Here is a 25,709-nt window from a genome sequence, read left to right as displayed (position 1 = left end):
TTGAACAATGCGTTTCGGATGGAGTTTTTTGTTAATAGGTATTAACAGTCAATTTGGACTAACTTGTTTAAATAGTATCTTTAAGAAAACATTCTTGCAATGGCCCGATTTTTAAAAGACCGCTCAAAGGCAAAAGGACTGGTACCGGGATCGCTGGTGCTGATCGGAAAACAAAAGATGGAAAAAACCATCATTCAGTACATGCAGATTGATACTGAAACCCTGGTGGAAGAAGAAGTGAGCAGCACCCGCGAAGCTTTGGACAAAATAAATCCGGAAGCTGTTAACTGGATCAATATATACGGGATACACGACCTGGATATGATTCAAACCCTGGGTTCTGAGTTTGAACTCCCGGCGCTTTTGCTCGAAGATATTCTGAACACCGACCAGCAGCCCAAATACGATAACGGAGAGACCTACGATGCTTTTATCATGAAAATGATGCACCAGGTTGAGAATTCGAACAGGATTCATGCAGAGCAAATCACCATTATCCTTCGGAAAGACTGTATTATTACCTTGCAGGAGCGGAGGGGAGATGTGTTTACCCCCGTGCGCGAACGGATTCGTAAAAACAAAGGCCGGATTCGTAGTCACGGGAATGATTACCTCGCATATGCTCTGATGGATACAATCGTTGATAATTATACCATCTTGATTGAAAACATCGGAACAAAGGTGGAAGACCTTGAAGACCGGTTGTTTAGGCAAATGGATACAAAAATAGTGGAAGAGATCTATCAGTTTAAAACGGAGTTGAACTATCTGCGTAAGTCAATCCGGCCGGTCCGCGATTTTTTGGTTCTACTTAATCGTACCGAAGATTCCTATATTCAGGAGAAGAATCAGAAATTTCTGGCCGACTTGTACGAACTGGCAGTGCAATGTACCGATGCCATCGAGCTTTACAACAGCCTGGTTTCGGATCAGCTCAATATCTACAACTCCAACATGAGCAACAAGATGAACGAAGTGATGAAAACACTTACCATTTTTGCATCCATTTTCATTCCCCTGACTTTTGTTGCCGGCATTTACGGGATGAATTTCAGGTACATGCCCGAGCTCGATTACAAGTATTCTTACCCCATTCTTTGGGTGATCATTTTATTGCTGGCAGGTGGTTTGCTCTATTATTTCAAGCGAAAAAAGTGGCTGTAGCCGGTTGTTTTGAGAGTGTATTTTTCCTATCAAATTATGTTTGAAAAGGTTGGAGTGTTTCAGGAAATATTTTCCAATTTTGTAGAGCCCGATGATTGTGCGTTGGGTGTTCAAGTGTCTGAAAATAAAAAAGCAAAGTTATGTACATCGTTCATGTTTTTGTTCATGTAAAAAAAGATTATGTAGAGGATTTTATGGAGGCTACTATCGAGAATGCAAAGAACAGTCTTTTGGAGCCGGGGGTTGCGCGCTTCGATATTGTGCAACAACAAGACGACCCGACCCGCTTTGTTCTCGTGGAAGTTTACCGGCACTACGAAGATCCGGCACGGCATAAAATGACGGAACATTATCAGCGATGGCGCGAAACCGTTTCAGACATGATGGCCGAACCACGCACATCCTCTGTATTTTATAATGTTTTTCCGGAAGACGAAAGCTGGGAGTAATTTTCAATAGTTGGAACAGCTGGATCTCCGGGAGTAAATTTCTTTGTATGTCATTTAGTTTTTCATTTGCAACGGCATCGCAGATTTTATTTGGCAACGATGCCGTAAACAAGGTTCCGGGCTTGATTTCGGGATATGGAAGAAAAGTGTTGATTGTTACGGGAAAGAACCCGGAACGGGCGGTTGCTTTGTCCGAAAAGCTTGTGCCCGGCACAGAGGTTTTTTTCTTTTCCGTTGAATCGGAACCCACTACTCATCTGATTAGTAAAGGTACCGAACTGGCTCGCAGTACAAAGTGTGGGGTGGTGCTTGCTTTGGGTGGAGGAAGTGTGATGGATGCCGGAAAAGCCATTGCGGCCATGGCAACAAATCCGGGAGATTTGCTTGATTACCTGGAGGTGATCGGGCATGGAAAAGCCTTGACCCAGAAATCATTGCCATGTATTGCGATTCCGACCACATCAGGAACCGGTGCCGAAGTCACTAAAAATTCGGTGATCAAATCTCCTGAAAACAATGTGAAGGTGAGTCTTCGAAGCAATTTTATGTATCCTGATGTAGCGGTGGTCGATCCAACACTGACTTACTCTATGTCGCCGGCTCTGACCGCGAGCACCGGGCTCGATGCCTTTACGCACCTGATGGAAACTTTTGTTTCGAACCAGGCCAATCCGTTTAATGATATGATCTGCCGGGAAGGCTTGCAACGCATTGCCAGGTCGTTGGCAAAAGCGTGTCAAAAAGGAGACGATGAGGCTGCCAGAACTGATATGTCGATGGCAAGTTTGCTGGGCGGAATGGCATTGGCCAATGTAAAACTGGGAGCAGTTCATGGTTTTGCCGGGCCGATGGGCGGTTTATATCCGATTCCGCACGGAACGGTTTGTGCCAGCCTGATGGCAGCGGTAATGGAAACCAACATTGAGGCCTTGAAAGAAAAAGGTTGCAGTGTTGCAAAATACGACGAGCTGGCCCGGATTCTTACCGGGAGTGAACTGGCAAAAGCAGAAGATGCTGTAGTTTGGGCCGAAAATCTGATTTCAGAATTAAATGTCCCGTCACTGGCGGCATTTGGCCTAACTCCGGATGATTTTCCGGTACTGGTGCAAAAAGCAAAGGCTGCCAGCAGCATGAAAGGAAACCCGCTTGAGTTAAACGACGAACAGTTAACCTGGATACTTGAGAAGTCGCTTTGATGCATTTTATCCGGTTTTCTTTCAGGATCAGGTGGGGCCAATGGAATAATTTTTGCGGATAAAGGTTATCTTTGTACATAAATTCTAAGACAATGATTGGCAGATTTTTTCATACACCCGGAGCGAAGAAGTTCGGTATTACTCCCCGTTTTTGGGATCCTGACAAGGAAGCAAGGGATGAACGCGAACGCAGGATAAAGGAGGAAATGGGAATTGTGGATGAAAAAGTAGATGACGGAAGACCTTATCGTCCAAACGTTAAAGGGCAGTTCCGTTCGCAGGGAGGACTTTCGCGCACTTCGGAAGATGCGCGCAGGTCGCAAAGCCGCCGCTTGATCTGGATCATCCTGATCCTTGCATTGGTTCTTTACCTGTTTTTTTATTCTGACTTTTTAGGCTAATCAAACTGTTCTACTACTCATTTTTAATCGAATAAAAATCTTACTTTGAGCGATATCATCCAGTTATTACCCGATGCAGTTGCCAACCAGATAGCTGCGGGCGAGGTCATTCAACGCCCGGCATCAGTGGTGAAAGAATTGGTAGAAAATGCACTCGATGCCGGGGCCACGGAAATAACCATCAACATAAAAGATGCAGGAAAAACGCTGATTCAGATCAGTGATAACGGTTGTGGTATGTCGCCCACCGATGCACGAATGGCTTTTGAGCGGCATGCTACCTCGAAAATAAAAAATGCCAACGATCTTTTTTGCATTCGCACCATGGGTTTCAGGGGCGAAGCGCTGGCTTCGATTGCGGCCATTGCCGATGTGGAGCTGCGTACCAAAAAAGTGGAAGATGAACTGGGAACGTTTATCCATATTATTGGTTCCGAAGTAAAAACCCAGGAACCGGCCGGTGTAAACAACGGGACAAATTTTCTGATCAAAAACCTGTTTTTCAATGTGCCAGCCCGCCGGAAATTTCTGAAAGCCAATTCAACCGAGTTAAAACATATTATTTGGGAAGTTCAACGGGTGGCGCTGCCCAATCCCGAAATCCGCTTTTCGCTCATCCACAACGGAACACCGGTTTACGAACTTCCGGCAGCCAATTACCGCAAGCGGATTGTGGATGTATTTGGGAAAAGCCTGGCGCAAAGCCTGGTGAATGTCGACGAAGATACTAGCATTGTAAAGATCTTTGGGTTTATTGGGCAGCCAAAATTTGCCCGGAAAACAATGGGAGAGCAGTTCTTTTTTGTCAACGGCAGGTTTATGCGCCATCCTTATTTTCACAAGGCAATAATGCAAGCCTACGAGCAACTGTTGCCGCCCGATTCGTACCCTTCGTATTTTTTGTTTCTGGAACTGGATCCGGGAAGCATCGATATCAACGTACATCCGACAAAAACCGAAATTAAGTTTGAAAACGAACGGGATATCTGGCCGATTATTCATGCGGCCATACGTGAATCACTTGGAAAACACAATGTGGTTCCGTCCATCGATTTTGACCAAAGTGGAAGCATCGATATTCCGGTGCCTAAGCGCAGCGCGGAAGGAATTCGCTTCCCCGATATCAAGATCAATCCCGATTACAATCCGTTTGATACCGACAAACAGCATTCGGGAGGAAGTTATACGCCCTCTTCAACCAGCACTTTTCGCGAGAAGAAGAACCTGGATAACTGGGAAGATTTGTACGAAGGAGTTCAACTAAAAATAAAGACAGAGAACGAACCGATTGCTGTAAAACAGTCGGTTGATTTTTCGGAGGCACGGGCCGAGCATTTTACCGGCAAAAAAGTGCTTCAACTTAAACAGCGTTATATTCTTACCCCGGTGAAATCGGGATTGATGGTGATAGACCAGCGGCGTGCTCACGAACGTATTTTGTTCGAGCAGTTTTTGGAAGTGCTGAAATCGGATTCGGTGGCCAGCCAGCAACAGCTTTTCCCGCAAACCATCGAGCTGAACCCGGCCGATGCAGCGGTGTTGAGATCGATTCTTGAAGATTTGCTGTCGCTGGGATTTGATATCCGTGAATTTGGAAAGGACACCTTTGTTATAAACGGAACTCCCGGGGTTTTGGATGTTACCTCTCCGGAATTGATCGTTGAAAAATTACTGGAAGAATATAAAAATTCGCCGGTGGATGCACGCACCAAGGCAAAAGAACAGATTGCACTTTCGCTGGCAAAAGCTTCGGCGCTGAATTACGGCATTGACCTGAAGCAGGAGGAAGTGGATCATTTGATCGATAATCTTTTTGCCTGCTCCACGCCAAATTTTACCCCCGACGGGAAGAAAGTGCTGAACATCATTCCTCTTGAAGACATTGAAAAAGGTTTTTTAAGATGACAGATTGTCGCTATTTTCAGCGAATGATAAAATGGAACGGCTATTGTAAACTTCCAGCCTGAAATGAATGTTTAGTTTTTATAATAAAAAATCGGTAGTTTTTGAGACGGTTTTGTTCCGACTTCTAACTTCCGACTTCTAACTTTTGGAATATGAATTACAGACCTGTACTCAATATGCCTCCGGTGGTAAAAAACCTGATCCTGGTAAACGCATTGTTTTTTCTTATGACGGTGGTGCTCGAGCAAGCCGGCATTGATTTGTACAAATACCTGGGTTTGTATTTTCCCGCATCCGATCATTTCAGGCTGCACCAGTTGTTTACGCACATGTTTATGCACGGAAGCATCGGGCATATTTTCTTCAATATGTTTGCCTTGTATATGTTTGGCCGTGTGTTGGAAAGTGTTTGGGGACCCAAACGGTTTCTTACCTTTTACCTGGTAACAGGCCTGGGTGCGGCAGCTTTGCATACTTTTGTAAATTATCTTGAGTACCAATCGGTGGTTTCAAAAATTGCTCCCGAACAGCTTGATTATTTTAAAGACCTGGCAATGCAGGGCAAGTACATTCCGAATAGCCTTTCTGAAAAGCTGACAATGATTTTGAATACGCCAACTGTGGGTGCGTCGGGAGCTGTGTTTGGGATTTTGCTGGGCTTTGGGATGCTGTTCCCCAATACCGAGTTGATGCTGCTTTTTCCGCCCATCCCAATCAAAGCAAAGTATTTTGTGATTGGTTACGGAGTACTTGAGTTGATTCTGGGGATTTCACAGCCCGGAAGTAATGTGGCTCACTTTGCGCACCTGGGAGGTATGTTGTTCGGGTATTTTATGATTCGGCACTGGAACAAGAATTCGAGGCATTTTTATTAAAAGCGAAAATACGAAGTGGACATTTGGGGCGACATAAAACGAACGTTTAAAGAAGGATCGGTATTAACCCGGCTGATCTACATCAATATCGGGGTTTTCCTGGTGTTAAAAATTATCGGGGTTGTGTTTTACCTCGCCGGACAACCTTTTTCACTTGTTGACTGGCTGGCGGTTCCTTCCGTAACCAGTGAGTTGCTGCACCGGCCCTGGACCCCGTTAACTTATATGTTTTTGCACGTGGGTTTTCTTCATCTGATATTTAACATACTTGGATTGTACTGGTTTGGGCAGTTGTTTCTTTATCATTTTGAAGGAAGCAAATTACTGAGTGTGTATTTGCTGGGAGGACTTATGGGGGCTGCTTTTTATATTGTGGCCTACAATATGTTTCCTGTATTCGACTCTGTTTACGGACTGTTGCTGGGGGCTTCGGCATCCATTATGGCAGTTTTGGTAGCCGTTTCTTTTTACGATCCGAACCGGGAAATTTACTTGTTTTTTATTGGTAAGTTTCCCTTAAAATATGTGGCTGCATTTTATGTATTGCTTTCTGTTATTGGGATTTCAACTTCCAATCCCGGGGGAAACATTGCTCATTTGGGTGGTGCTCTCTGGGGCTGGTTTTACATTTCCCAGTTGCGCCGCGGAAAAGACTGGGGCGCTGGTCTGGTTGATTTGATTGATCGATTGGCTGAGTCTCTAAAAGGTTCTTTCAAACCCAGAAGCCGGATGAAAGTAACGTACAAACAGCCTCCCCGCAACGACCATGATTACGCACACCAACAACATCTGAAGCAGGAAGAAATCAACCGTATTCTGGATAAAATCGGTAAATCGGGTTACGAAAATCTGACCAAAGAAGAAAAGGAACTGCTGTTTAAGCAGGGGAAAAAGTAGTTCAGAGTTTAGTGTTCAGAGTTCAACGTTTTGGAGAAGTGATAAAATAATTTTATTCTTCTAATGCAGAACGTGCCTGGTAAATACTGGCATTCAGCTCGAACCCGATCAGCAAAATAAGCGACATCATGTACATCAGTAATAGAATGATCAGCAGTGTGCCAATTGATCCGTACAGTGCGTTGTACTGACTGAAATTGTTGATGTAATAAGTAAAACCAATCAGTCCCAATATGCTTAAAACGGTTGTTAATGTACCTCCGGCAGAGATAAACCTCCATTTGGTTTTTTTGGCAGGTGCCATGTAGTATAAAAACGAGTAAGCAAAAAAGAACAACGAAACCGTAATAATCCATTTACTGATGGTTAGTAACACCACCAAAAAGTCGTCGCGGATAATGTTTATACGGTCGAGGTATTTAATGAATTCCTGCCCGCCGGTTAACAAGGCAATCGCAACGGTTAGTAATACTGATAAAATAATTAACATGTAAATGGCGGTAATCCGCTGGCTCCACCACGATCGTCGCTGGATGCTGTGAATGGTGGCATCAAAAGCGCTCATCATCGCTGCGAGCCCGTTGGTCGCGAAAAACAAGGCTGCTAAAAAGTTTAGCCAAAGTCTATCGTTCCTTGGAATGGTGATTATCTCAATTAAAGTTTTTTCTATTGTAGTGAAGGTACTCGAAGGAACAATCTGCTTTATAAAAAGAAATAGTTCGTCCTGGAAATTAGGTATTTTTATATAAGGGATAAGTGTAAATAAGAAGATTATAAAAGGGAAGAGGGCAACAAAGAAAGAAAATGCGATTGCTGATGCACGGGTTGTTATTGAGCCGTCAACAATGCTTCTCCAGAAAAACAGTGCTACATCGTACAAGGGAACATCGTCAAACAAAGGAAGTGAGATCTTCTTTGCGCGTTCAACAATGTTCTCTCCTAACTTTTTTACCCGTTCAAAAGTTTGGTTTGTTCCCATACAACGGTGGGATTATTGTTTTTCAATTCGTAACTGGTGAATGTATTCTTTTGCATCTGTTTTCTTCAAAAGAAAATAAACCCTGAAGTTTCCCTTTGTGGTTTGCAATTTCCCGATAACGGATTTGGCTCCTTCCTTTCCACTGTTGTGGATTACCGTAAACGCATTTTTATCGACCGGCGGAAAGCTGTTAAAAAAACTGGCAACGATCTGTTCAGCCTGCGATTTGCTGTAAACATTGTCGTTGTCCAAAACAACCAGCTCAACATTCGGGTTAAAAAAGCCGGAAAGGAGTTTTGAATCGCCGGTATCAAAACTTTTTATGATATCGTTGGGAACCTGGGCTGTCGAATTTAGCGTCAGTAATGAAAGAAAAAGAATGATTACCAGTGATATTTTTTTTATTAACTGCATCTCGTTCTAATTTTTATATTGCATTCGCGTTGCAATCTTACAAAAACTATGCAAAAACAGGATTATACCCTTATTTTTACTGTAAATTTATAAAATTATATGTCAAGTGGGAGTTTCCAGAGCTTAGTTATTGTATAAGATTTGCGCAATCGGATGCAACGATTGAAGCTTGATCCCGGCAAATGTATTGGAACAATGAAGATTACCCTGTTGGTTATTGGTAAAACGGATGCAGCATATTTACGCGAAGGAATTGATATTTATCTGAAGCGGCTAAAACATTATATTCCTTTTGAAATAGAGGTAATCCCGGATATTAAAAAAGCCAAAAACCTGACGGCAGACCTTCAGAAACAAAAAGAAGGCGAGCTTATTTTGTCCAGACTGGGGGCGGGCAAGGAGTTACATTTGTTTGATGAAGGAGGAAAATCCTATTCGTCCAGAAACTTTGCCCAACTGCTGGAACAGAAAATGTTAAGCAGTGTAAAAGAGCTTATTTTGGTAATCGGAGGACCTTACGGATTTTCGGATGAAGTGTATGAAAAGGCAAGCTCAAAAATTTCTTTGTCGAAGCTCACATTTTCGCATCAAATGGTGCGACTTTTGTGTGTGGAGCAAATTTACAGGGCATTTACCATTTTAAAGGGCGAACCATACCATCACGATTAAAATGTGGAAACTAAATAAATACACCTACCTTTTTGTCGCAATCTTCATCCTGATTACTGCTGCGGTGCTTGAAAACGGTTTGTTGAAACGACATCCCGAAACGGCTCTTATCCAGGAATTTCAGGATAAACTTATTGAAAATGAAAAGGAGTTGAAAGACCGGGTGCATGGTTTGGGTGAAAGGCTTGCTACCCAGGATTTTGAAGAAGTGGTAGATGAGTTTTTTCAGCAAAAGGAAACCAATATCCGCGAAACGGGTTTTGGCTTTTTGGTGTATCAGAATTCAAACCTGGTTTTTTGGTCCGACCGTTCGATTGCCTTTTACGACAAACCAGACTCGCTGATCAATAAAAAGGCCGGTTTTGCAGAGTTACCCAACGGTTATTACCTGCTCGATACAATGATCGTAAACGACTACCGAATTTATGGCTTGCAGCTGATCAAGAACAACTATACTTTCGAGAACAAGTACCTGCAAAACAGTTTTTACAGCAGTTATAAAATTCCGAGCGACTATATCATTGACGAGCGAAGAAACGACGATGCCTATGTGTTGTTCGATTGCGAAGGTAATTTCCTGTTTTCGCTGTGGCCTTACGGAAAATACCTTTGTACCACCAACCAGTTGTACGCACCCGGATTTATTTATTTACTGGGCTTGATCGTTTTGCTTATTTATTTCAGGCGGGAGTTTATTGCCACAAAAGCCCCGATTGTATTGAAACTTTGTGCCCTGGCAGGCGCCCTCTTTATTGTATATTGGATACATCTTTTGTTCCGGGTTCCCAAGGTGTTTTATCACCTGAAATTTTTTGGGCCCGATTTTTTTGCCATCAATTACTGGTTGCCGTCGCTGGGCGATTATTTTTTACTGGCGGTATTTTTTCTTTTCTGGATCTACAATTTTGCCCTCGACCTCAGGCTAAGGGAATTAAAAGAGAGTTCTGCGCTTTCGGAAAAAGGAATAGTCAGTTTGTTGCTGTTGTTTGCAGGATCGCTTTACCTGATGGTTCACTACCTGATTGGCGAGTTGATCAATAACTCCACCATTTCATTTGCGTTGAATAAAATTACCGGAATTTCGTTTCAGAGTGTTCTGGGAATCTTCTCCGTGGGCTTGCTGCTGCTGGGGATCACCTTTTTTATCATACGCATTGTGGACGAAGCCAGAACCAAGATGCCACTAAAGCAGTTGTTTCTTTTTTCGCTGATCATTGCCTTGTTTCTTGCCGGAGTGCAGTGGCTGGCAGTCGGCCAGGTTTATTACTATGTGTTGATTCTTTTCGTAGCCAGTACCATGCTTGCCAGCTTATTAAGTGCAAGGTACCTGGAAACGTTTACGCTAAGTTACCTGATTGTATTTGTATCACTGGTTTCGGTGTATTCGTTGATGGTGATCAATCAAACGATCAGCAACAAGGAAAAGGGACAACAGAAATGGCTGGCAGTAAAGCTGGTAACTGAACGCGATCCTGCCGCCGAGGTCTTTTTAGCTGAAATTCAGTCGCGGATAAAAGAAGACCGGGCCATACAAAGTCTTTTACTGCAAGGAGAGGATGTTGCTGAATACATCGAAAAGTCGTATTTCAACACGTATTTCAGAAAGTATCTTCTTAATATTTATGTGTGTAACGATACCACCCAGTTAGTGACGCAGCCCGATGATGCTCTGGTAAAGTGTACCAGTTTTATGGATGAGCTGATTGAAAATCAGGGCGTTGAAATTCCGGGTACGGATTTCTATTTTATGGACAACATGAACGGGCGGGTATCTTATACCGGGCGTTTCAGGTACAATTTGGGCAAAGGCGTTGGGGTGGAAATATTCATTGACCTCGATTCGGATATTTTGTTTGAGGGCATTGGTTTTCCCGAGTTGCTGATCAATAAATCGATGGTGCTGTCGAATGTTTACAGGAAATTCTCGTACGCAAAATATTACGGAGGCGAACTGACGGATAAGTCGGGGGAATACAATTACAACTATTACGGGCATGTTTACCTGAATTCTGAAGACGAGTTTTCGTTTATCAGGCAGGATAAGTACGAACACCTTGTGTTTCATACCCAGGAAAACAATTACGTGGTGGTTACCCGCGAACTACTGACTTTTATCGATTACCTGATTGCTTTCCCGTATTTGTTTGTGTTTTATTTCCTTTTGTTGCTGTTTATCCTGGTGGTTGGCAACAACACACTTCGCGAGCGCCGTTTTAGTTTTAACCTGAAGTTTAAAATACAGGCGGCGATCATTTCCATCGTATTTGTTTCGTTGCTGGTGGTTGCTCTGGTAACCATCTTTTACAATGTAAAGCAGTTCAAAACAAAACACAGCGACGATCTTAACGAGAAAATGAAATCGATCGCCGAAGAGATTGACATGCGCCTGACCAATCAACGCGCCATTACACCTGAACTGACATTGATGTTGCAAAGCGAGTTGATCAAATTATCCAATATTTTCCGGACCGATATTAATATTTATGGAACAAACGGGAGACTGGTAGCCTCGTCGCGCGCCGAGATTTTTGAACGGGGTTTGGTATCTCCGCGAATAAATTCGCGGGCGTATTACGAAGTGTTTTACAATTTCAAGATCAGCTATTTCCAGCCCGAAACCATCGGGTCACTGTCGTATTTGTCAGCCTATCGTCCGTTGTTAAACGACTGGAACGATTACCTTGGTTTTATAAACCTGCCTTATTTTATCAAGCAGGATTCGTACAGCCAGGAGATTTCCACTTACATTGTGGCTTTTATCAATTTGTATGTGCTGTTGTTTTTGGCAAGTATTATTGCAGCCGTATTTATTGCGAATCAGATTACCCGGCCTTTGGTTCTGATCCAGGAGAACCTGCAGAAAATGCAGTTGGGGAAACGAAACGAACCAATATCGTACAGCCGTCAGGATGAAATTGGCAGCCTGGTGCGAGAATACAACAAAAAGGTGGAAGACCTGGCCATCAGTGCCGAGTTGCTTGCCCGTTCAGAACGTGAGTCGGCATGGCGCGAAATGGCCAAGCAAATTGCGCACGAGATTAAGAACCCACTTACCCCGATGAAACTGAACATCCAGTATTTGCAACGGGCGAAAGGGAAGGACGAAGATTATAACAAACACCTCGACCGTGTAACCAGTATATTGATCGAGCAAATTGATAACCTCTCGAATATTGCTACCGAGTTCTCCAATTTTGCGAAGATTCCGACGGCAAGCAACCAGGTATTCAAACTGGCCGAACAGTTGCAGAAAATGATTGACCTGTATGAAACCTACAACCAGGCAGAAATTGTTTTCCACACCAACGGATACGACTATATTGAAGTGAATGCCGATAAAGAACAGTTGTCGCGCGCCATTATTAACCTGATTCGAAATGCAATACAATCCATTCCCGATAACCGGAAAGGAAAAATAAGCATGGAGCTTACCCGGAGGGAAGATATGGCTGTGATAGCTATCACGGATAACGGTGCCGGTATTCCGGTCGAGCTCCGGCACAAGCTTTTTACCCCGAGTTTTACCACTAAAACAAGTGGAATGGGGCTGGGGCTGGCCATTGTAAAGAACATTGTAGAAAATTTCTCAGGGAAAATATGGTTTGAAACAGAAATCGGAAAAGGAACCACCTTTTACATCGAGATTCCGATCAGTCAAAAAAGCTCAGACCATCGCCTGAAAAGAACAAAACGGGTTTAATTAGAAGAGATTAGAATATGGTGCCACTTTCATTTAAAGAGATCACAAAACGTTTGAAGACCATCGATTTTCCTCCGGTAGATATTGTTATCGGGATCGGAACCGGGGGAGTTCCGGCTGCTACCATGGTGGCTTATCATTTAGATGCCGAGTTGCAGGTGCTCACAATGAACTACCGCGACGAACAGAACAATCCGAGGTACGAAGTTCCCGTAGTGCTGGATCAACCCAACTGGCAGCTGGAAGGGAAGCGTATTCTTTTGGTGGATGATGTGTCGGTAAGCGGAAAAACGATGAATGCCGCCCTGGAATTGCTAAAAGACTTTGATGTAAAAACCTGTGCCATGAAAGGGAAAGCTGATTTTGTATTATTTCCTGAGGTGAAAGATTGTGTTAAGTGGCCCTGGAAACCCTAACCAATCCCTTTTTCGGTTTCTGAGACTCTGCTTATTTTTCAATTAATTGTAAATGGGAATGTAAAAAGACTGAGTTGGTAGCTCACGCTGTTCTGTTTTTATTGTGAACATATAATTGATTTAACTTAGCTGCTTCTAGAGACAGATGTTTGTCTGAAATCTTCAGTGTAGGGATAAAATGTCCTTATTTTACTATAATTTAGTTGTGCAAAATCTGCAAACAGTAATTATCCGGCTGGCTGCTGGTAACCCTTGCACTGCCGGAAAACGTCAATTCTTTTTAGCTATGAAAATGAAATTCGATTACTTTCTTAAAATAGTGGGGGTGGTAATGTTGGTACTGCTTGCTTGTTGGGGCTATTCTCAGCCAGTGCAGGAAGATGCAACGAAGAAGCCAAAGATTGGGTTGGTATTAAGCGGTGGCGGAGCCAAAGGATTGGCGCATATTGGAGTAATCAAAGTGCTGGAAGAAGCAGGTATCAGACCCGATATTATTACGGGAACCAGCATGGGCAGCATAATTGGGGCGTTGTATGCATCGGGCTATACCGTGGAGGAACTTTCAGAGATCAACAAAAATGCCGATTGGGACAACCTGCTTACCGACAAGGAGATTCTTCAGAAGGTGAGTATGGAAGAAAAGAAAGAGACACAGAAATACATCTTTATGATTCCAATCAGCGATAACAAGATACGCTTGCCTGCCGGGATGATTGAAGGGCAGCATCTGGAAGCCTATTTCTCGGAACTGCTTTGGCCTCTCACGTCGGAAGAGAATTTTGATGAGCTTCCGATTCCGTTTCACTGCATGTCGGTAGACATAATATCCGGGAAAGTTGTTGAACACCGCTCGGGGAACCTGGTAGAGGCTATTCGTGCCAGTATGTCCATTCCCACGGTGTTTACGCCTGTTGATATGGACTCGATGCTGTTGGTGGATGGAGGCGTTGCACGTAACTTTCCGGTTCAGGAGGCCATCGACATGGGGGCAGATATCATCATTGGGGTATATGTTGGTTTCCCCGAGGGAGTGACCAAGGCCGAACTCTGTACTATGCCCGAAATCCTCTCCCGTTCCATTGCCTTGTCGGGGATTGTAGATGCTCGCCAACAAAACGAGAAAGTGGATATTTTGATTGTTCCCGAATTATACAATTATGGCTCGGAAGATTTTACCAATGGCCCGGTAATTCAGCAATTGGGTGAAATAACAGCGCTTGAAAAACTGGAAGAACTAAAAGCACTGGCCGATAGCCTGGACCTCCAGCTTACACCTGTGAAAAAGATCAGGCAGCCACGTAGAATAAAAGTGGCGGGAATTGAAGTGGAAGGCCTCGAGTTTGTCGGGAAGGATTACATCGAATCCAAATCAGGAATTGAACCCGGTGATTCGGTTTCGTACAACGATGTTCGCGAGGCGATCGAATACATGCACGGATCTCCGTATTTTGATAAAATTACTTTTTCGCTCAAAAAGGGTGTGGGTAACGACGACTATATCCTTGTTTTTCATGTGAAAGAGAATCCGCGGTTTATGTTCAAGTTTACACCGAATTACGACAACGATATGGGAGTAGGGCTGGTCACCAACTTTACCCTCCTGAATGTGGTAATGCCTTCGTCGCGCTTGCTGTTTACAGCGCATATTTCGGAAAATCCGGCGCTCCGCATCGAAATGAACAAGCTCTTGGGGCGGCAGCAAAAGTTCTCCAACCATTACTTTTTCAATTTAAGCGACTACAAACACCCCATGTTTATTGGTGGAAATGAGTTGGGGAATTACAAGTATTTTTCGCTCGAAGGTGGGTATGGAATTCATTATTCGCCGGGCTTGAATCACATTCTTGGTTTAAATGGGATATTCCGGTACAGCCGGATCTCCCCAATGGAGGATTTGAAGAGTATTTACGATGAGGCAGGCTTTGTCCGGCACGCTACCAAAGAGTGGGGGTATAAATTCTTTTACCGTTTGAATACAACAGATGACCTGTATTTTCCAAGCAAAGGAGTAAGGATGAACCTTTCTTTATCGCATGTTTTGAGTGCAAAAGTTAAGCGGACCGGAGAACTGCATGGCGAGGGGGTTGATTATGTGTTATCGGAGCATGATGGATTGTATGCTTCGGTATTGGCCGATTACGATTGGTACAAAACAACGGCTGACTTTTTAACGTTCAGGTTTGGGCTGAATGCCGGGTTTAATACAGACAATCCCGGTGTGGGAGGTATGTTTTTGCTGGGAGGAGAACGATTTAATACCCGGGATATTTACCGGAATATAGCCGGCTTTAGTACGGCCGAATTATTTACTTATAACCTTGCTTTTGCCAAGGCCGAGTTAAATGCCCGCATTGTTAAAGGGCTTTATTTGTCGGCAACCGTTAATGCCGGTAATATCAACGACAGCTTCGGGGATTTGGTCACTGACTTTACCGACAAATCTGTGGCTGATTATATCTGGGGGTATAACTTCGGGTTAAAGTACAATTCGCTTATTGGTCCGATGCAGTTTTTGGTTGGAGATAACAACCTAGATTCAAAAACACGTTTTTTCCTGAGTGTGGGCTTTCCGTTTTAGCGCTTCTTTATGTTCAGGAAGTATTCGAAAGACATATGGTTAAAATTTAGGTGACTATTTTCGTTTAATGACGGGAATCTATTATTTTTAGTGCGCTTACACAAAAATCACTGGTAAACGAAAATCCATTAAAATTATATGAAATGAAAAATAGAAGAGACTTCCTTAAAATTTCTGCTGCCGGGGCGGTTGGTGCAATGGTGCTGGGCCCAGTTGCCTGTACTTCGGCTGTTACACCCGATAGAAAAAGCTTTGGAGTGGGCTTGCAGTTATACACCATTCGCGATGCAATGGCGGCTGATGTGGTAGGTTCGCTGCAAAAAGTATCTGATATGGGGTATAAAAACCTGGAATTGGCTGGTTATTCAAATGGCAAATTCTACGGATACGAACCTGCAGAGTTTAAGAAAATTGTGGAAGACAAAGGCATGCAGATCATCAGCAGCCACACCCAGGTAGAAGCAGCGGGTATTACCATGGAAAATGCCCGTAAAATGGCTGACGACCATGCAGCGCTGGGCGTAAAATATTGCGTGCAGCCCTGGATTAACGACGAAGATCGCAACATCGAAACTTACAAGCGAATGATTGCCGATTGGAACCAGGTGGCGTCTGTTATGAAAGAAGTGGGGATTCAGTTTGGATACCACAACCATAATTTTGAATTTGCGAACCTGGATGGAGTGGTTCCTTACTACGATATTTTTATGCCCGAAATGGACAAGAATTTGATCACCATGGAACTCGACTTGTATTGGGCTACCAAGGCTGGTCAGGATCCGGTGGAAATGTTCGACAAATATCCGGGCCGCTTCCAGCTGCTGCACTTCAAAGATATGGCCAAGCAAACCGATCCTTATTTTGAGGTGGTAAAAGACGACATTACTTCTGTGGGTGCCGGTTTGATCGATTTCAACCGGATTTATGCTGCACGCGAAAAGGCTGGAATGAAGTACCTTTTTGTTGAAGACGACAACCAGGGCAACGGTTTACCTTTTGAAGGAATTGAAACAAGCATCACTAATCTTACTACCAAAATTTTGGTGTAAAGTAGATTTTGAAAAATAAAGGGGAACCGGTTTCATTTTTGAAACCGGTTTTTTTGTGTCTTGTTTCATCATTTTAAAGTCGCCATTTCTTTTAAAGTTTGTCCGGGATTTCTATCTTAGTGTGAAATTTACAATAACATCATTTCTGAATATAAATACTTGCTACTAAATAGGGTGTTTATTGGCCGTCCAGAAGGTGAATCGTGACCGTAATCATTCTAAGATAAGCGACTAATTAAGGGCATTCCTGAAACAACGAACTAAAGAAGCGACGATATGAAATTTGGTTTTTTTGATGACAAAAGGAAGGAGTATGTGATCACCGATCCGGCAACTCCCTGGCCCTGGATCAATTACCTGGGCAACACCGACTTTTTTTCATTGATATCCAATACCGCTGGAGGATATTGCTTCTATAAAGATGCAAAGTTCAGAAGAATAACACGTTATCGCTACAACAATGTGCCGATGGATGCAGGTGGTCGGTACTTTTACATCAAAGACGAAGATACGGTTTGGTCACCCGGCTGGAAGCCGTGTAAAACTCGTCTCGACAGTTACGAGTGCCGCCACGGGATGAACTATACAATTATCAGAGGAGCTAAAGAGGGCATTTTTGCCGAAGTTTTGTTTTTTGTTCCCTTGAATACGCATGCGGAAGTCCAGAAACTAACCCTGACAAACACCTCGGGAACGACCAGGAAGATTCAACTCTTTTCGTTTATTGAGTGGGCCCTGTGGAATGCGGCCACCGATATGGAAAACTTTCAGCGAAATTTCTCGACCGGAGAAGTGGAAATTGAGAATTCCGTGGTTTATCACAAGACAGAATACAAAGAGCGCCGCGATCATTATGCTTATTACTCGGTGAATACTCCGATTAATGGTTTCGATACCGATCGCGAATCATTTATGGGGCTTTACAATGGTTTTGACGAGCCACAGGTAGTGCTCGAAGGTCAGGCCAGAAACAGCCTGGCACATGGTTGGTCGCCCATTGCTTCGCATTACATCGAGGTTGAGTTAAAAGCGGGAGAATCAAAAGCGTTTGTATTTGTATTGGGCTATGTTGAGAATTTACCCGGAGAAAAGTGGGAATCGAAAGGTGTTATCAATAAAACCCGGGCACAGGAAACGATTGCCCGTTTCGATACCGCAGAGAAGGTTGATGCAGCCCTTGATGAATTAAAAACCTACTGGAATGACCTGTTGAGTATTTTTTCGCTTGAATCGGGTGATGAAAAGCTGGACCGGATGGTGAATATCTGGAACCAGTACCAGTGTATGATCACCTTTAATTTCTCACGATCGGCTTCGTTTTTCGAAAGTGGAATAGGGCGGGGAATGGGGTTTCGGGATTCGAACCAGGATTTGATCGGTTTTGTACATCAGGTACCGGAGCGTGCCCGCGAACGTATCATCGACATCGCTTCAACGCAATTTCCCGACGGAGGCTGTTATCACCAGTACCAACCGCTGACCAAGCGCGGAAATAACGATATAGGCGGCGGCTTTAATGACGATCCTATGTGGCTGATATTGGGAGCAGTAAACTATCTGAAGGAAACGGGCGATTTCAGTATTTTGGATGAAAAGGTCCCGTTTGATAACGACTGGAACCTGGCAAAAACCTTGTTCGATCACCTTACTGTTTCGTTTGATCATGTGGGAAACAACCTGGGACCGCATGGTCTGCCGCTGATCGGTCGTGCGGATTGGAACGACTGCCTGAACCTAAACTGCTTTTCAAACGATCCCAACGAATCATTTCAGACAACTGAAAACAAAACTGAAGGCTCCAAAGCGGAGTCGCTGATGATTGCCGGTTTGTTTGTGGTTTATGGCCGCGACTATGTGGAACTTTGCCTGCATCTGGGAAAAAGGGACGAGGCAAACAGAGCCCAAAGGCATGTGGATGACATGATTGAAGCGGTGAAAAAACATGGCTGGGATGGTGAATGGTTCCTGAGAGCCTACGATTACTTCGGTAGCAAAATTGGCAGCCATGAAAATGAAGAAGGAAAAATTTTTATTGAATCGAATGGCTGGTGTACCATGGCGGGTATTGGCCTGGAAGAAGGGATGGTGGAAAAAGCACTCGATTCGGTAAGCGAGAAACTGGATTGTGAATACGGAATTGTGCTGAATAATCCGGCTTTCACAAAGTATTACATCGAATATGGCGAGATTTCAAGTTACCCGGCCGGATACAAGGAAAACGCGGGTATTTTTTGCCACAACAATCCTTGGATCATGATCGGCGAAACCGTTCTGGGTCGGGGCGATCGTGCCTGGGAATACTTCAAAAAGATTTGCCCTGCCTACCTGGAAGACATCAGTGAACTTCACAAAACGGAGCCGTATGTATATGCGCAAATGATTGCCGGGAAAGACGCTTTTAAACCCGGCGAAGCAAAAAATTCGTGGTTGACCGGTACTGCCGCGTGGAATTTCTACACCATCAGCCAGTACATTCTGGGAATACAACCTCATTACGAGGGGCTGATCATCAATCCGTGTATCCCGCGCGATTGGAAATCGTACAAAGTAACCCGGAAGTTCCGGGGAGCGATTTACGAAATTGAAGTGCTCAATCCGTTGGGAGTTTCAAAAGGTGTAAATAGGATTGTGGTGGATGGAGAAGTTTTACAAAATGGAAACCGGGTGCCTGTTTTACCGCGTGGAGTTCATAAAGTTGTAGTGGAACTTGGTAGTTGACTTAAAATAAACTAAGTTCAAACAAGTTTCCGATGTCGGAACTTTTCATAAAAACCAAAATTCATACAAAAGAATCATATGAAGGTACAAGCGCCTATAAAAGTGTTTCTTGCAGCTTGCGTGCTTTTGCTGGCCGGCTGTGGTGGTAAAAAAGAAGTTCCAACTCCTTCCGGTAATATTCTGATTAACCAGGTGGGTTACATAACTACGTCTGCCAAATTAGCCTTGCTGCGCACTGGTTCCGATAATTTTCAGGTTAAAACAAAGGAAGGAAAAGTAGTTTTTGAAGGCGAAACCGGTCCCCTGGAATATTGGGAATTGTCAGGAGATACTGTTCAAGTAGCAGATTTTTCAAATTTGACCACTCCCGGAGAATACATTTTATGTGCCGGAGAGGAAGTTTCCTATCCATTTAAAATTGCCGATCGCTTGTACGGCGAGCTGGCTGATGCCGCGCTCAAGTCCTATTATTTCGCTCGTTGTGGTGTTGATTTGGACAAAGCCTATGCGGGTAAATGGCACCGCAAAGCTGGGCATCCGGATACTACCGTATTGGTGCATGTTTCGGCAGTTGACGGTTACCGGCCCAAAGGAACCGTGATTTCGTCGGCAGGTGGCTGGTACGATGCTGGCGACTTTGGAAAGTACATTGTGAACAGCGGAATAAGCACGTATACATTGTTGCTGAGCAGCGAACTGAACAAAGCATACCATCAGTCACAAAACCTGAATATCCCCAAATCTGCAAATGAATTACCCGATATTGTTGACGAAACCCTGGTGAACCTGAAATGGATGCTAACCATGCAAGATCCCAACGACGGGGGAGTTTACCACAAGCTGACAACTAAGAATTTTGTGGGATTTGTAATGCCTTCCGAAACAAACGATCAGAGGTACGTTGTTCATAAAACTACTGCTGCAGCCCTCGACTATGCAGCAACTTTGGCTTTTGCTTCGCGCATTCTTCCTGAATACAATTTGACTGAATTGGCCACTGAAATGGCCGCAAGTGCGCAGAACGCCTGGCAGTGGGCGTTCCGGCATCCTGACGAGTTTTACGAACAACCGGAAGATATCAAAACCGGGGCTTACGGAGATACTAACTTAAACGACGAGTGGTTCTGGGCGGCGGCTGAAATGTATCTTTTGACGAAAGATGGACAATACCTGGAGAAGATGAAGGAAAGCTATCAGCAGCCGGGTACACCAACCTGGAGACAGGTAAATACGCTGGGAGTGATCTCGTTGCTAACCTCCGAAAGGCGGGCTGAGTTCTCCGATATGGAACAGGATTTTCTTTCGTATGCAGATCTTTTGCTGAGCAAGGAAGAAGAGTCGCCGTATGTTGTCAGCATTGATCGCTTTGCCTGGGGAAGTAACTCCGACGTTGCCAATGATGGCCTGGTGAAGTTGATTGCCTTCCGTTTAACGGGAGATGAAAAGTATGTTGCATCTGCCAGAAATGACCTGGATTACATCCTCGGCCGAAACGCAACGGGGTATTCGTTTGTTACCGGCTTTGGTTCCAAATCGCCAATGCATCCGCATCAGCGAATTTCCTCAGCTGACGGGGTGGAAGATCCCATGCCGGGTTACCTGGTGGGTGGCCCGAATACAAATGTGTTTACCGACTGCGCCCAGGATAAAGTGCAGCGAAGTCAGTTCCCGGCCCGTTCGTATGTGGACGAGGAGTGCAGCTATTCTACCAACGAAACAGCCATTAACTGGAATGCGCCGCTGGTATTTCTGGTTTCATCATTGGATGCGATGGATCGGTAATTTTTGTGTTTGTTCAATAGTTTTTACCGAAAGATTGGGTGGGACTTTTGGGCAGTTTAGTTTAGTCCGTGCCGTTACCATTATTTCCTTCCACCTGTTTTAAACCCAGTACAAGCCAATTTAAACGAATTATTAATTCAGCTTAAGATTTTACCGACTGTAAAAGATTGTTTTTATTTTTGCATTCAAAATGAATGAACGTTCATTTATTAATTAGTGAAAAATGGCCAGAATAACCGATCAGAAAAAAGTGCAGCGTTTGAAGCAATCGACCATGGAGTTGGTTGTGGAGAAAGGATTTGGAGGAGCTTCGGTAGCTTTGATCAGCAAAGATGCCCAGGTTGCTTCAGGATACTTTTATATGCATTATGCAGGTAAGTACGAGATGGTAAATGCCATTTTGCACGAGGTTTACCAAGAGGTTCTGGTTAAGTTTGATGACCTGGTAAATCACGGGTATTCTTTCTGGGAAACGGTGGAGAAGATTGTATTGCATTTTATCGAGATTGCCAATACCGAGCCTGTTAAAATCAAATTCTTGTACGTTCTGACCAACGATTACAGTTTTGTGCTCGATAACCAAATTCGGGAAAATACGTATCGCATCATTAAACGACTCTTGGACATTGGCCTGAAATCAGAAAGTATCGATAAAAACATCTCTGAAGATGATTTGTACCTGATTATGATGTCTACCATTTTCCAGTACATTAACCTGCATTTCAAACGAAACAAAACAAATATTCAGGATAAAGAGACCAAACATTTATTGTATTTGATTCATAAGCTATTAAAGTGAGAGCCATGAGAAGGAATAATATTGCATTTTTTGTATGGATGGTTGTTGCATTGCTTGCTGCGAATGTTACCGCGCAAACAAGGCCTCCCCGTTTGATGAGTTTTGAGGAAGCTTATCAGATGATGGAGCAAAACAATCCGGGGTTACTGCGGATGAAAGAGCAGGTAAAGCAAAAGGAATTTGAGCAAAAGGCAAAGCGTGGCCTGCATTTACCAACCGTTTCGCTGAATGCACAGGCGGTTACCATGTCCGACCCGCTTCACCTGGACCTGACACCGGTACGCGATGCCATTGTCCCCTTGTACAATACCTTGGGTACTTACGGTGTTTTTTCGGGCGTACCGAATCCCAACACCAACCAGGTTTTGCCTGTTTTGCCCGACGATATAAGCACGCAGGCTGTGCGGGAAAAATTGCTGGAAGCTGGTCAGGAAGTGCAGAACGGAGACTGGGACCAGATGATTCAGGAGAAAAGTTTTGCTACGGTTTCCGCCGGTTTTGTATGGCCTATTTATGCAGGAAGTAAAATTCAGGGAGCCAACGAGGCTGCCGACGTAAACGTGGGAATCAGTAAAGAAGAAGTTCGGGTGGAACAAGGGGCACTGCTTGCAGAGCTGGTTCAGCGCTACTACGGACTGGAGCTGGGCCTGCAGGTGGTGAAAGTTCGGGAGCAGATGCTGAAAAGTATGGACAACCATTACCAGGATGCAAAGAAAATGTTTGACAACGGCATCATTGCCAAGGTAGAGCTTTTGCATGCCGAAGTTGCCCGGAACGAAGCCGAACGCGAATACAAACAGGCGGTGCGAAACCTGGATATTATCCGTTCGGGTTTGACGGCAACGCTGGCCAACGATTCACTGGAAGCTTTGACTCCCACCAGCCACTTATTCATTAACAAAGAACTGAGTGCGCTGGGAGAGTGGATTGCAAAAGCCAAACAGGAAAACCCGCTGCTAAAACAAATTCAGGGCAAAAAGGAATTGGTGAACATTCAGCACAAAGTGGAGAAACGCGACTACTTGCCGTCGGTGGCTGCAATGGGGAACTATAACCTGGTGGATAAAAATCTTTCGCCTTACATGCCCGACTGGCTAGTAGGTGTTGGAATGAAATGGACCCTTTTTGACGGGATGGCCCGAAACAATAAAGTACATGCCAGCAAAACACTGCATAACCAGGTTGAATTTGCCGAGCAAAAAGCACACAGCGACCTCGAAGCCTATTTAACAAAGTTGTACCAGGAGCTTCACATGCAAATGGAACAGAAAACAGAACTGGAAACCACGCTGGAATTGGCAAGCGAGTATGCCGCCAGCACCGAAAAAGCCTTTAATGAAGGCTTTGCCACCTCTACTTCGGTGGTGGACGCGCATACAAAAGTGGCGCAGGTAAAAGCCTTTCGTTTAAAAGTGCTTTACGACTACGATGTGGCGCTGGCCCGCTTTCTTCAGGCTGCCGGAACCCCTGAAGAGTTTACGTCGTATTGCCGTGGAGAGAACACCGTTTTGGAATCATTATAGAAAATAGAAAAAATAAAAGCGATGAGTAAAAAAGCACTAGCCTCCCTGTTTGTATTGGTCGCAATTGTAGCATTTATTGTTTACACATTGATTGTGGTACTAAAACCCGAGCCGGTAATTTTACAGGGAGAAATTGAAGCCAAAGAATACAATGTGGCATCAAAAGTCCCCGGGCGAATTCAGGAGATTGCAGTAAAAAAAGGACAGAAAGTGGAAAAGGGCGACTTTGTCTTTTCCATCAACAGCCCTGAAATTGATGCAAAACTGGCCGAAGCCAATGCCGCCCGCATGGCTGCCGATGCCCAAAGCCGAAAGGCTAAAAACGGCGCTCAGAAAGAAGACATCGAAGCGGCCTACAGTACCTACATTAAAGCCGAAGCGGCCGCACAGTTTGGTGAAAAGACTTTTCAGCGTATTCTGAATTTGTACAACGACGGAGTTGTGCCGGAACAACAACGCGACGAGGCTGAAACAAAAATGAAAGCAGCGCGCGAAACGGCCAATGCTGCCAAAGCCATCTGGCAAAAAGCCGAAAAAGGTGCCCGCGAAGAGGACAAGGCCGCTGCCGATGCCCTTGTAAAACGTGCAGATGCTGCCATTGAGCAGGTACAATCTTATCTTGATGAAACCACGATTCACTCCATCGCCAAAGGCGAAATTTCAGGCGTAAATGTGGAAGAAGGCGAATTGGTTTCCACCGGATTTCCGGTAGTGAACGTAATTGATATCGACGATATCTGGGCTACCTTGTACATTCGTGAAGATTACCTGAGCCACTTTAAAATGGGCGAAACGTTTACCGCGATGATTCCGGGACTGGAAAACCGCGAGTATACTTTTAAAGTAACTTATATAAGCCCCACGGCAGATTTTGCACGTTACAATGCCACGAAAACTTCGGGCGAATTCGACCTGAAATCATTTGAGATTGAAGCTCGTCCGGTAACTAAAATTGAGGGACTGCGTCCGGGAATGACAGCGGTGGTTCGTTTGTAAAAACAGATGGAGATGAGCATCCCGAAAAGACATCCGATATTTATGGTGATGGGGCGCGAGGCCGAAAGGATCAAGCACAATCCAGCTTACCGTTTCCTTTTGTTCCTGGGGCCTCTGATCGGTATCTTTCTGCTGTATTTTATTTTCAGGCAGGGAGTAACACGCGATTTGCCCATTGCGGTTGTCGACCACGATAATTCCAGTCTTTCCATTAAATTGAGAAATGCACTGGAGGCTTCGCCTGATCTGGCTGTGGTGGCATCGCCGGCCGATATTTTTCAGGCACGCGAAATGCTGGAAAGCGCTCAGGTGGATGCCATTGTGTTGCTGCCATCCGGTTTGGAGAATAAGGTTTACCGGGAAGAGGAAGCGGTTGTTCCTGCCTACATTAACGGCACCAACGTGCTGACGGGCGGAATTATCCAACGCGCAGTACTGAAAACGGTGGGCACGATCTCAGCCGGCATTCAGCTAAAAAAACAACTGCTGGACGAAAAGAACGAAGCACAGGCCATGGCACGGGTAATGCCGGTTGAATTGCGGCAACACATACTGTTCAACCCATACGGAAACTACAACTACTTTTTGAATTCGGCGATGATGAACATTATGTTGTACCTGTTTGCTTTTCTGGCGTCGATTTATACGTTTGGAAATGAGTTGAAACGAGGTACCGGCCGTGAATTGCTGGAAGCCAGTAATTCGAGCGTGAGGCTGGCCATTGCCGGGAAAATGTTTCCGTATACCGTGATTTTTACCGGATTTGCCATGCTGATAAATGTACTGTTGTACGAATTTGGAGGTATGCCGATGAACGGCAGTTTTTTCCTGATCCTGTTCGGGCAATTGATTACCATGCTTACCTACCAGTTGCTGGGGGTTTGGCTGGTAGCGCTCACTTACAACCTGCGTCTGTCGTTGTCGATTGCCAGCGCCTATTCAATGATGGCCGTAACATTCTCGGGGCTTACCTTTCCTTTTGAAGGAATGCCTTTGGTTGCGCGCATTTTTGCCGCACTTTTTCCGTTTACCTGTTGGGAAAAACTGTTTATATCGCAATCGCTGTACGGAGGACCCAAGAGCGACGCACTGATCTACATTTGTTACATTCTGATTTTTCAATTACTGGCCTTTACCGGCTTTAAGTTGTACAAACGTCGCCTGGGCGATGAAAAATATTGGGGAAAAGCATAAGAAAA

Annotated in this window: 20 protein-coding genes; 18 read left to right on the top strand and 2 right to left on the bottom strand. The window is 44.4% G+C overall.

Translation table 11 applies throughout. The features are described from left to right. Positions 1 to 99: 99 nt before the first annotated feature. The 7 genes from corA (at position 100) to INQ51_RS04235 (ending at position 6,887) form a co-directional block, all read left to right on the top strand. Positions 100 to 1,164, top strand: a complete 1,065-nt coding sequence (gene corA / locus INQ51_RS04265) for a magnesium/cobalt transporter CorA (RefSeq protein WP_233376642.1) — start codon at positions 100 to 102, stop codon at positions 1,162 to 1,164. 140 nt (positions 1,165 to 1,304) lie between these two features. Then, complete coding sequence (locus INQ51_RS04260; protein ID WP_119437132.1) at positions 1,305 to 1,613, top strand: putative quinol monooxygenase; 309 nt, start codon at positions 1,305 to 1,307, stop codon at positions 1,611 to 1,613. A gap of 47 nt (positions 1,614 to 1,660) precedes the next feature. Beyond that, positions 1,661 to 2,809 carry an iron-containing alcohol dehydrogenase gene (locus INQ51_RS04255; protein ID WP_233376641.1) on the top strand — a complete coding sequence of 383 codons (1,149 nt, stop codon included), beginning with the start codon at positions 1,661 to 1,663 and terminating at the stop codon, positions 2,807 to 2,809. A 92-nt stretch (positions 2,810 to 2,901) separates the two neighbouring features. Beyond that, positions 2,902 to 3,210 carry a hypothetical protein gene (locus INQ51_RS04250; protein WP_233376640.1) on the top strand — a complete coding sequence of 103 codons (309 nt, stop codon included), beginning with the start codon at positions 2,902 to 2,904 and terminating at the stop codon, positions 3,208 to 3,210. A gap of 45 nt (positions 3,211 to 3,255) precedes the next feature. Next, on the top strand, positions 3,256 to 5,115 hold the full coding sequence (mutL, locus tag INQ51_RS04245; protein ID WP_233376639.1) for a DNA mismatch repair endonuclease MutL: 1,860 nt from the start codon (positions 3,256 to 3,258) through the stop codon (positions 5,113 to 5,115). A gap of 152 nt (positions 5,116 to 5,267) precedes the next feature. Then, the gene (locus INQ51_RS04240) at positions 5,268 to 5,990 is read left to right on the top strand and encodes a rhomboid family intramembrane serine protease (protein WP_233376638.1); all 723 of its coding nucleotides are present in this window, start codon (positions 5,268 to 5,270) and stop codon (positions 5,988 to 5,990) included. A gap of 15 nt (positions 5,991 to 6,005) precedes the next feature. Next, positions 6,006 to 6,887, top strand: a complete 882-nt coding sequence (locus tag INQ51_RS04235) for a rhomboid family intramembrane serine protease (protein ID WP_233376637.1) — start codon at positions 6,006 to 6,008, stop codon at positions 6,885 to 6,887. A gap of 52 nt (positions 6,888 to 6,939) precedes the next feature. On the opposite strand, the gene INQ51_RS04230 is transcribed toward INQ51_RS04235, so the two are convergent. Both INQ51_RS04230 and INQ51_RS04225 read right to left on the bottom strand, forming a co-directional pair. Continuing rightward, positions 6,940 to 7,866, bottom strand: coding sequence for a YihY/virulence factor BrkB family protein (locus INQ51_RS04230; RefSeq protein ID WP_233376636.1), 927 nt, complete (start codon positions 7,864 to 7,866; stop codon positions 6,940 to 6,942). Positions 7,867 to 7,878: 12 nt separating this feature from the next. After that, positions 7,879 to 8,280: a DUF4783 domain-containing protein gene (locus INQ51_RS04225; RefSeq protein WP_233376635.1), complete on the bottom strand. Its 402-nt coding sequence runs from the start codon at positions 8,278 to 8,280 to the stop codon at positions 7,879 to 7,881. A gap of 195 nt (positions 8,281 to 8,475) precedes the next feature. On the opposite strand from INQ51_RS04225, the gene rlmH reads away from it, so the two are divergent. The 11 genes from rlmH to INQ51_RS04170 all read left to right on the top strand — a co-directional run bounded on the left by rlmH (position 8,476) and on the right by INQ51_RS04170 (position 25,704). Beyond that, positions 8,476 to 8,949 carry a 23S rRNA (pseudouridine(1915)-N(3))-methyltransferase RlmH gene (rlmH, locus tag INQ51_RS04220; RefSeq protein ID WP_233376634.1) on the top strand — a complete coding sequence of 158 codons (474 nt, stop codon included), beginning with the start codon at positions 8,476 to 8,478 and terminating at the stop codon, positions 8,947 to 8,949. Position 8,950: 1 nt separating this feature from the next. Beyond that, positions 8,951 to 12,649, top strand: a complete 3,699-nt coding sequence (locus INQ51_RS04215; RefSeq protein WP_233376633.1) for a sensor histidine kinase — start codon at positions 8,951 to 8,953, stop codon at positions 12,647 to 12,649. A 17-nt stretch (positions 12,650 to 12,666) separates the two neighbouring features. Further along, positions 12,667 to 13,065, top strand: a complete 399-nt coding sequence (locus tag INQ51_RS04210) for a phosphoribosyltransferase (protein ID WP_233376632.1) — start codon at positions 12,667 to 12,669, stop codon at positions 13,063 to 13,065. Between the two features lie 286 nt (positions 13,066 to 13,351). After that, a complete protein-coding gene (locus INQ51_RS04205; RefSeq protein WP_233376631.1) occupies positions 13,352 to 15,643 on the top strand; it encodes a patatin-like phospholipase family protein in 2,292 nt (763 codons plus the stop codon). A gap of 143 nt (positions 15,644 to 15,786) precedes the next feature. Continuing rightward, a complete protein-coding gene (locus INQ51_RS04200) occupies positions 15,787 to 16,692 on the top strand; it encodes a TIM barrel protein (RefSeq protein ID WP_233376630.1) in 906 nt (301 codons plus the stop codon). A 276-nt stretch (positions 16,693 to 16,968) separates the two neighbouring features. Beyond that, positions 16,969 to 19,410: a GH36-type glycosyl hydrolase domain-containing protein gene (locus INQ51_RS04195; RefSeq protein ID WP_233376629.1), complete on the top strand. Its 2,442-nt coding sequence runs from the start codon at positions 16,969 to 16,971 to the stop codon at positions 19,408 to 19,410. A 78-nt stretch (positions 19,411 to 19,488) separates the two neighbouring features. Then, entirely contained in the window at positions 19,489 to 21,192 is a 1,704-nt protein-coding gene (locus INQ51_RS04190; RefSeq protein WP_233376628.1) for a glycoside hydrolase family 9 protein, read from the top strand. Positions 21,193 to 21,415: 223 nt separating this feature from the next. After that, positions 21,416 to 21,991, top strand: a complete 576-nt coding sequence (locus INQ51_RS04185; protein ID WP_233376627.1) for a TetR/AcrR family transcriptional regulator — start codon at positions 21,416 to 21,418, stop codon at positions 21,989 to 21,991. Between the two features lie 5 nt (positions 21,992 to 21,996). Beyond that, on the top strand, positions 21,997 to 23,514 hold the full coding sequence (locus INQ51_RS04180) for a TolC family protein (RefSeq protein WP_233376626.1): 1,518 nt from the start codon (positions 21,997 to 21,999) through the stop codon (positions 23,512 to 23,514). 21 nt (positions 23,515 to 23,535) lie between these two features. Further along, entirely contained in the window at positions 23,536 to 24,510 is a 975-nt protein-coding gene (locus tag INQ51_RS04175) for an HlyD family secretion protein (RefSeq protein ID WP_233376625.1), read from the top strand. A gap of 12 nt (positions 24,511 to 24,522) precedes the next feature. Further along, positions 24,523 to 25,704 (top strand): ABC transporter permease, encoded by a 1,182-nt coding sequence (locus INQ51_RS04170; RefSeq protein WP_233376624.1) that lies wholly within the window; start codon positions 24,523 to 24,525, stop codon positions 25,702 to 25,704. The last annotated feature ends 5 nt before the right edge of the window (positions 25,705 to 25,709 follow it).

The sequence above is a fragment of the Maribellus sp. CM-23 genome (assembly GCF_021354595.1).
Lineage (GTDB): Bacteria > Bacteroidota > Bacteroidia > Bacteroidales > Prolixibacteraceae > Draconibacterium.
This window is presented reverse-complemented; position numbering and strand designations above follow the sequence as displayed.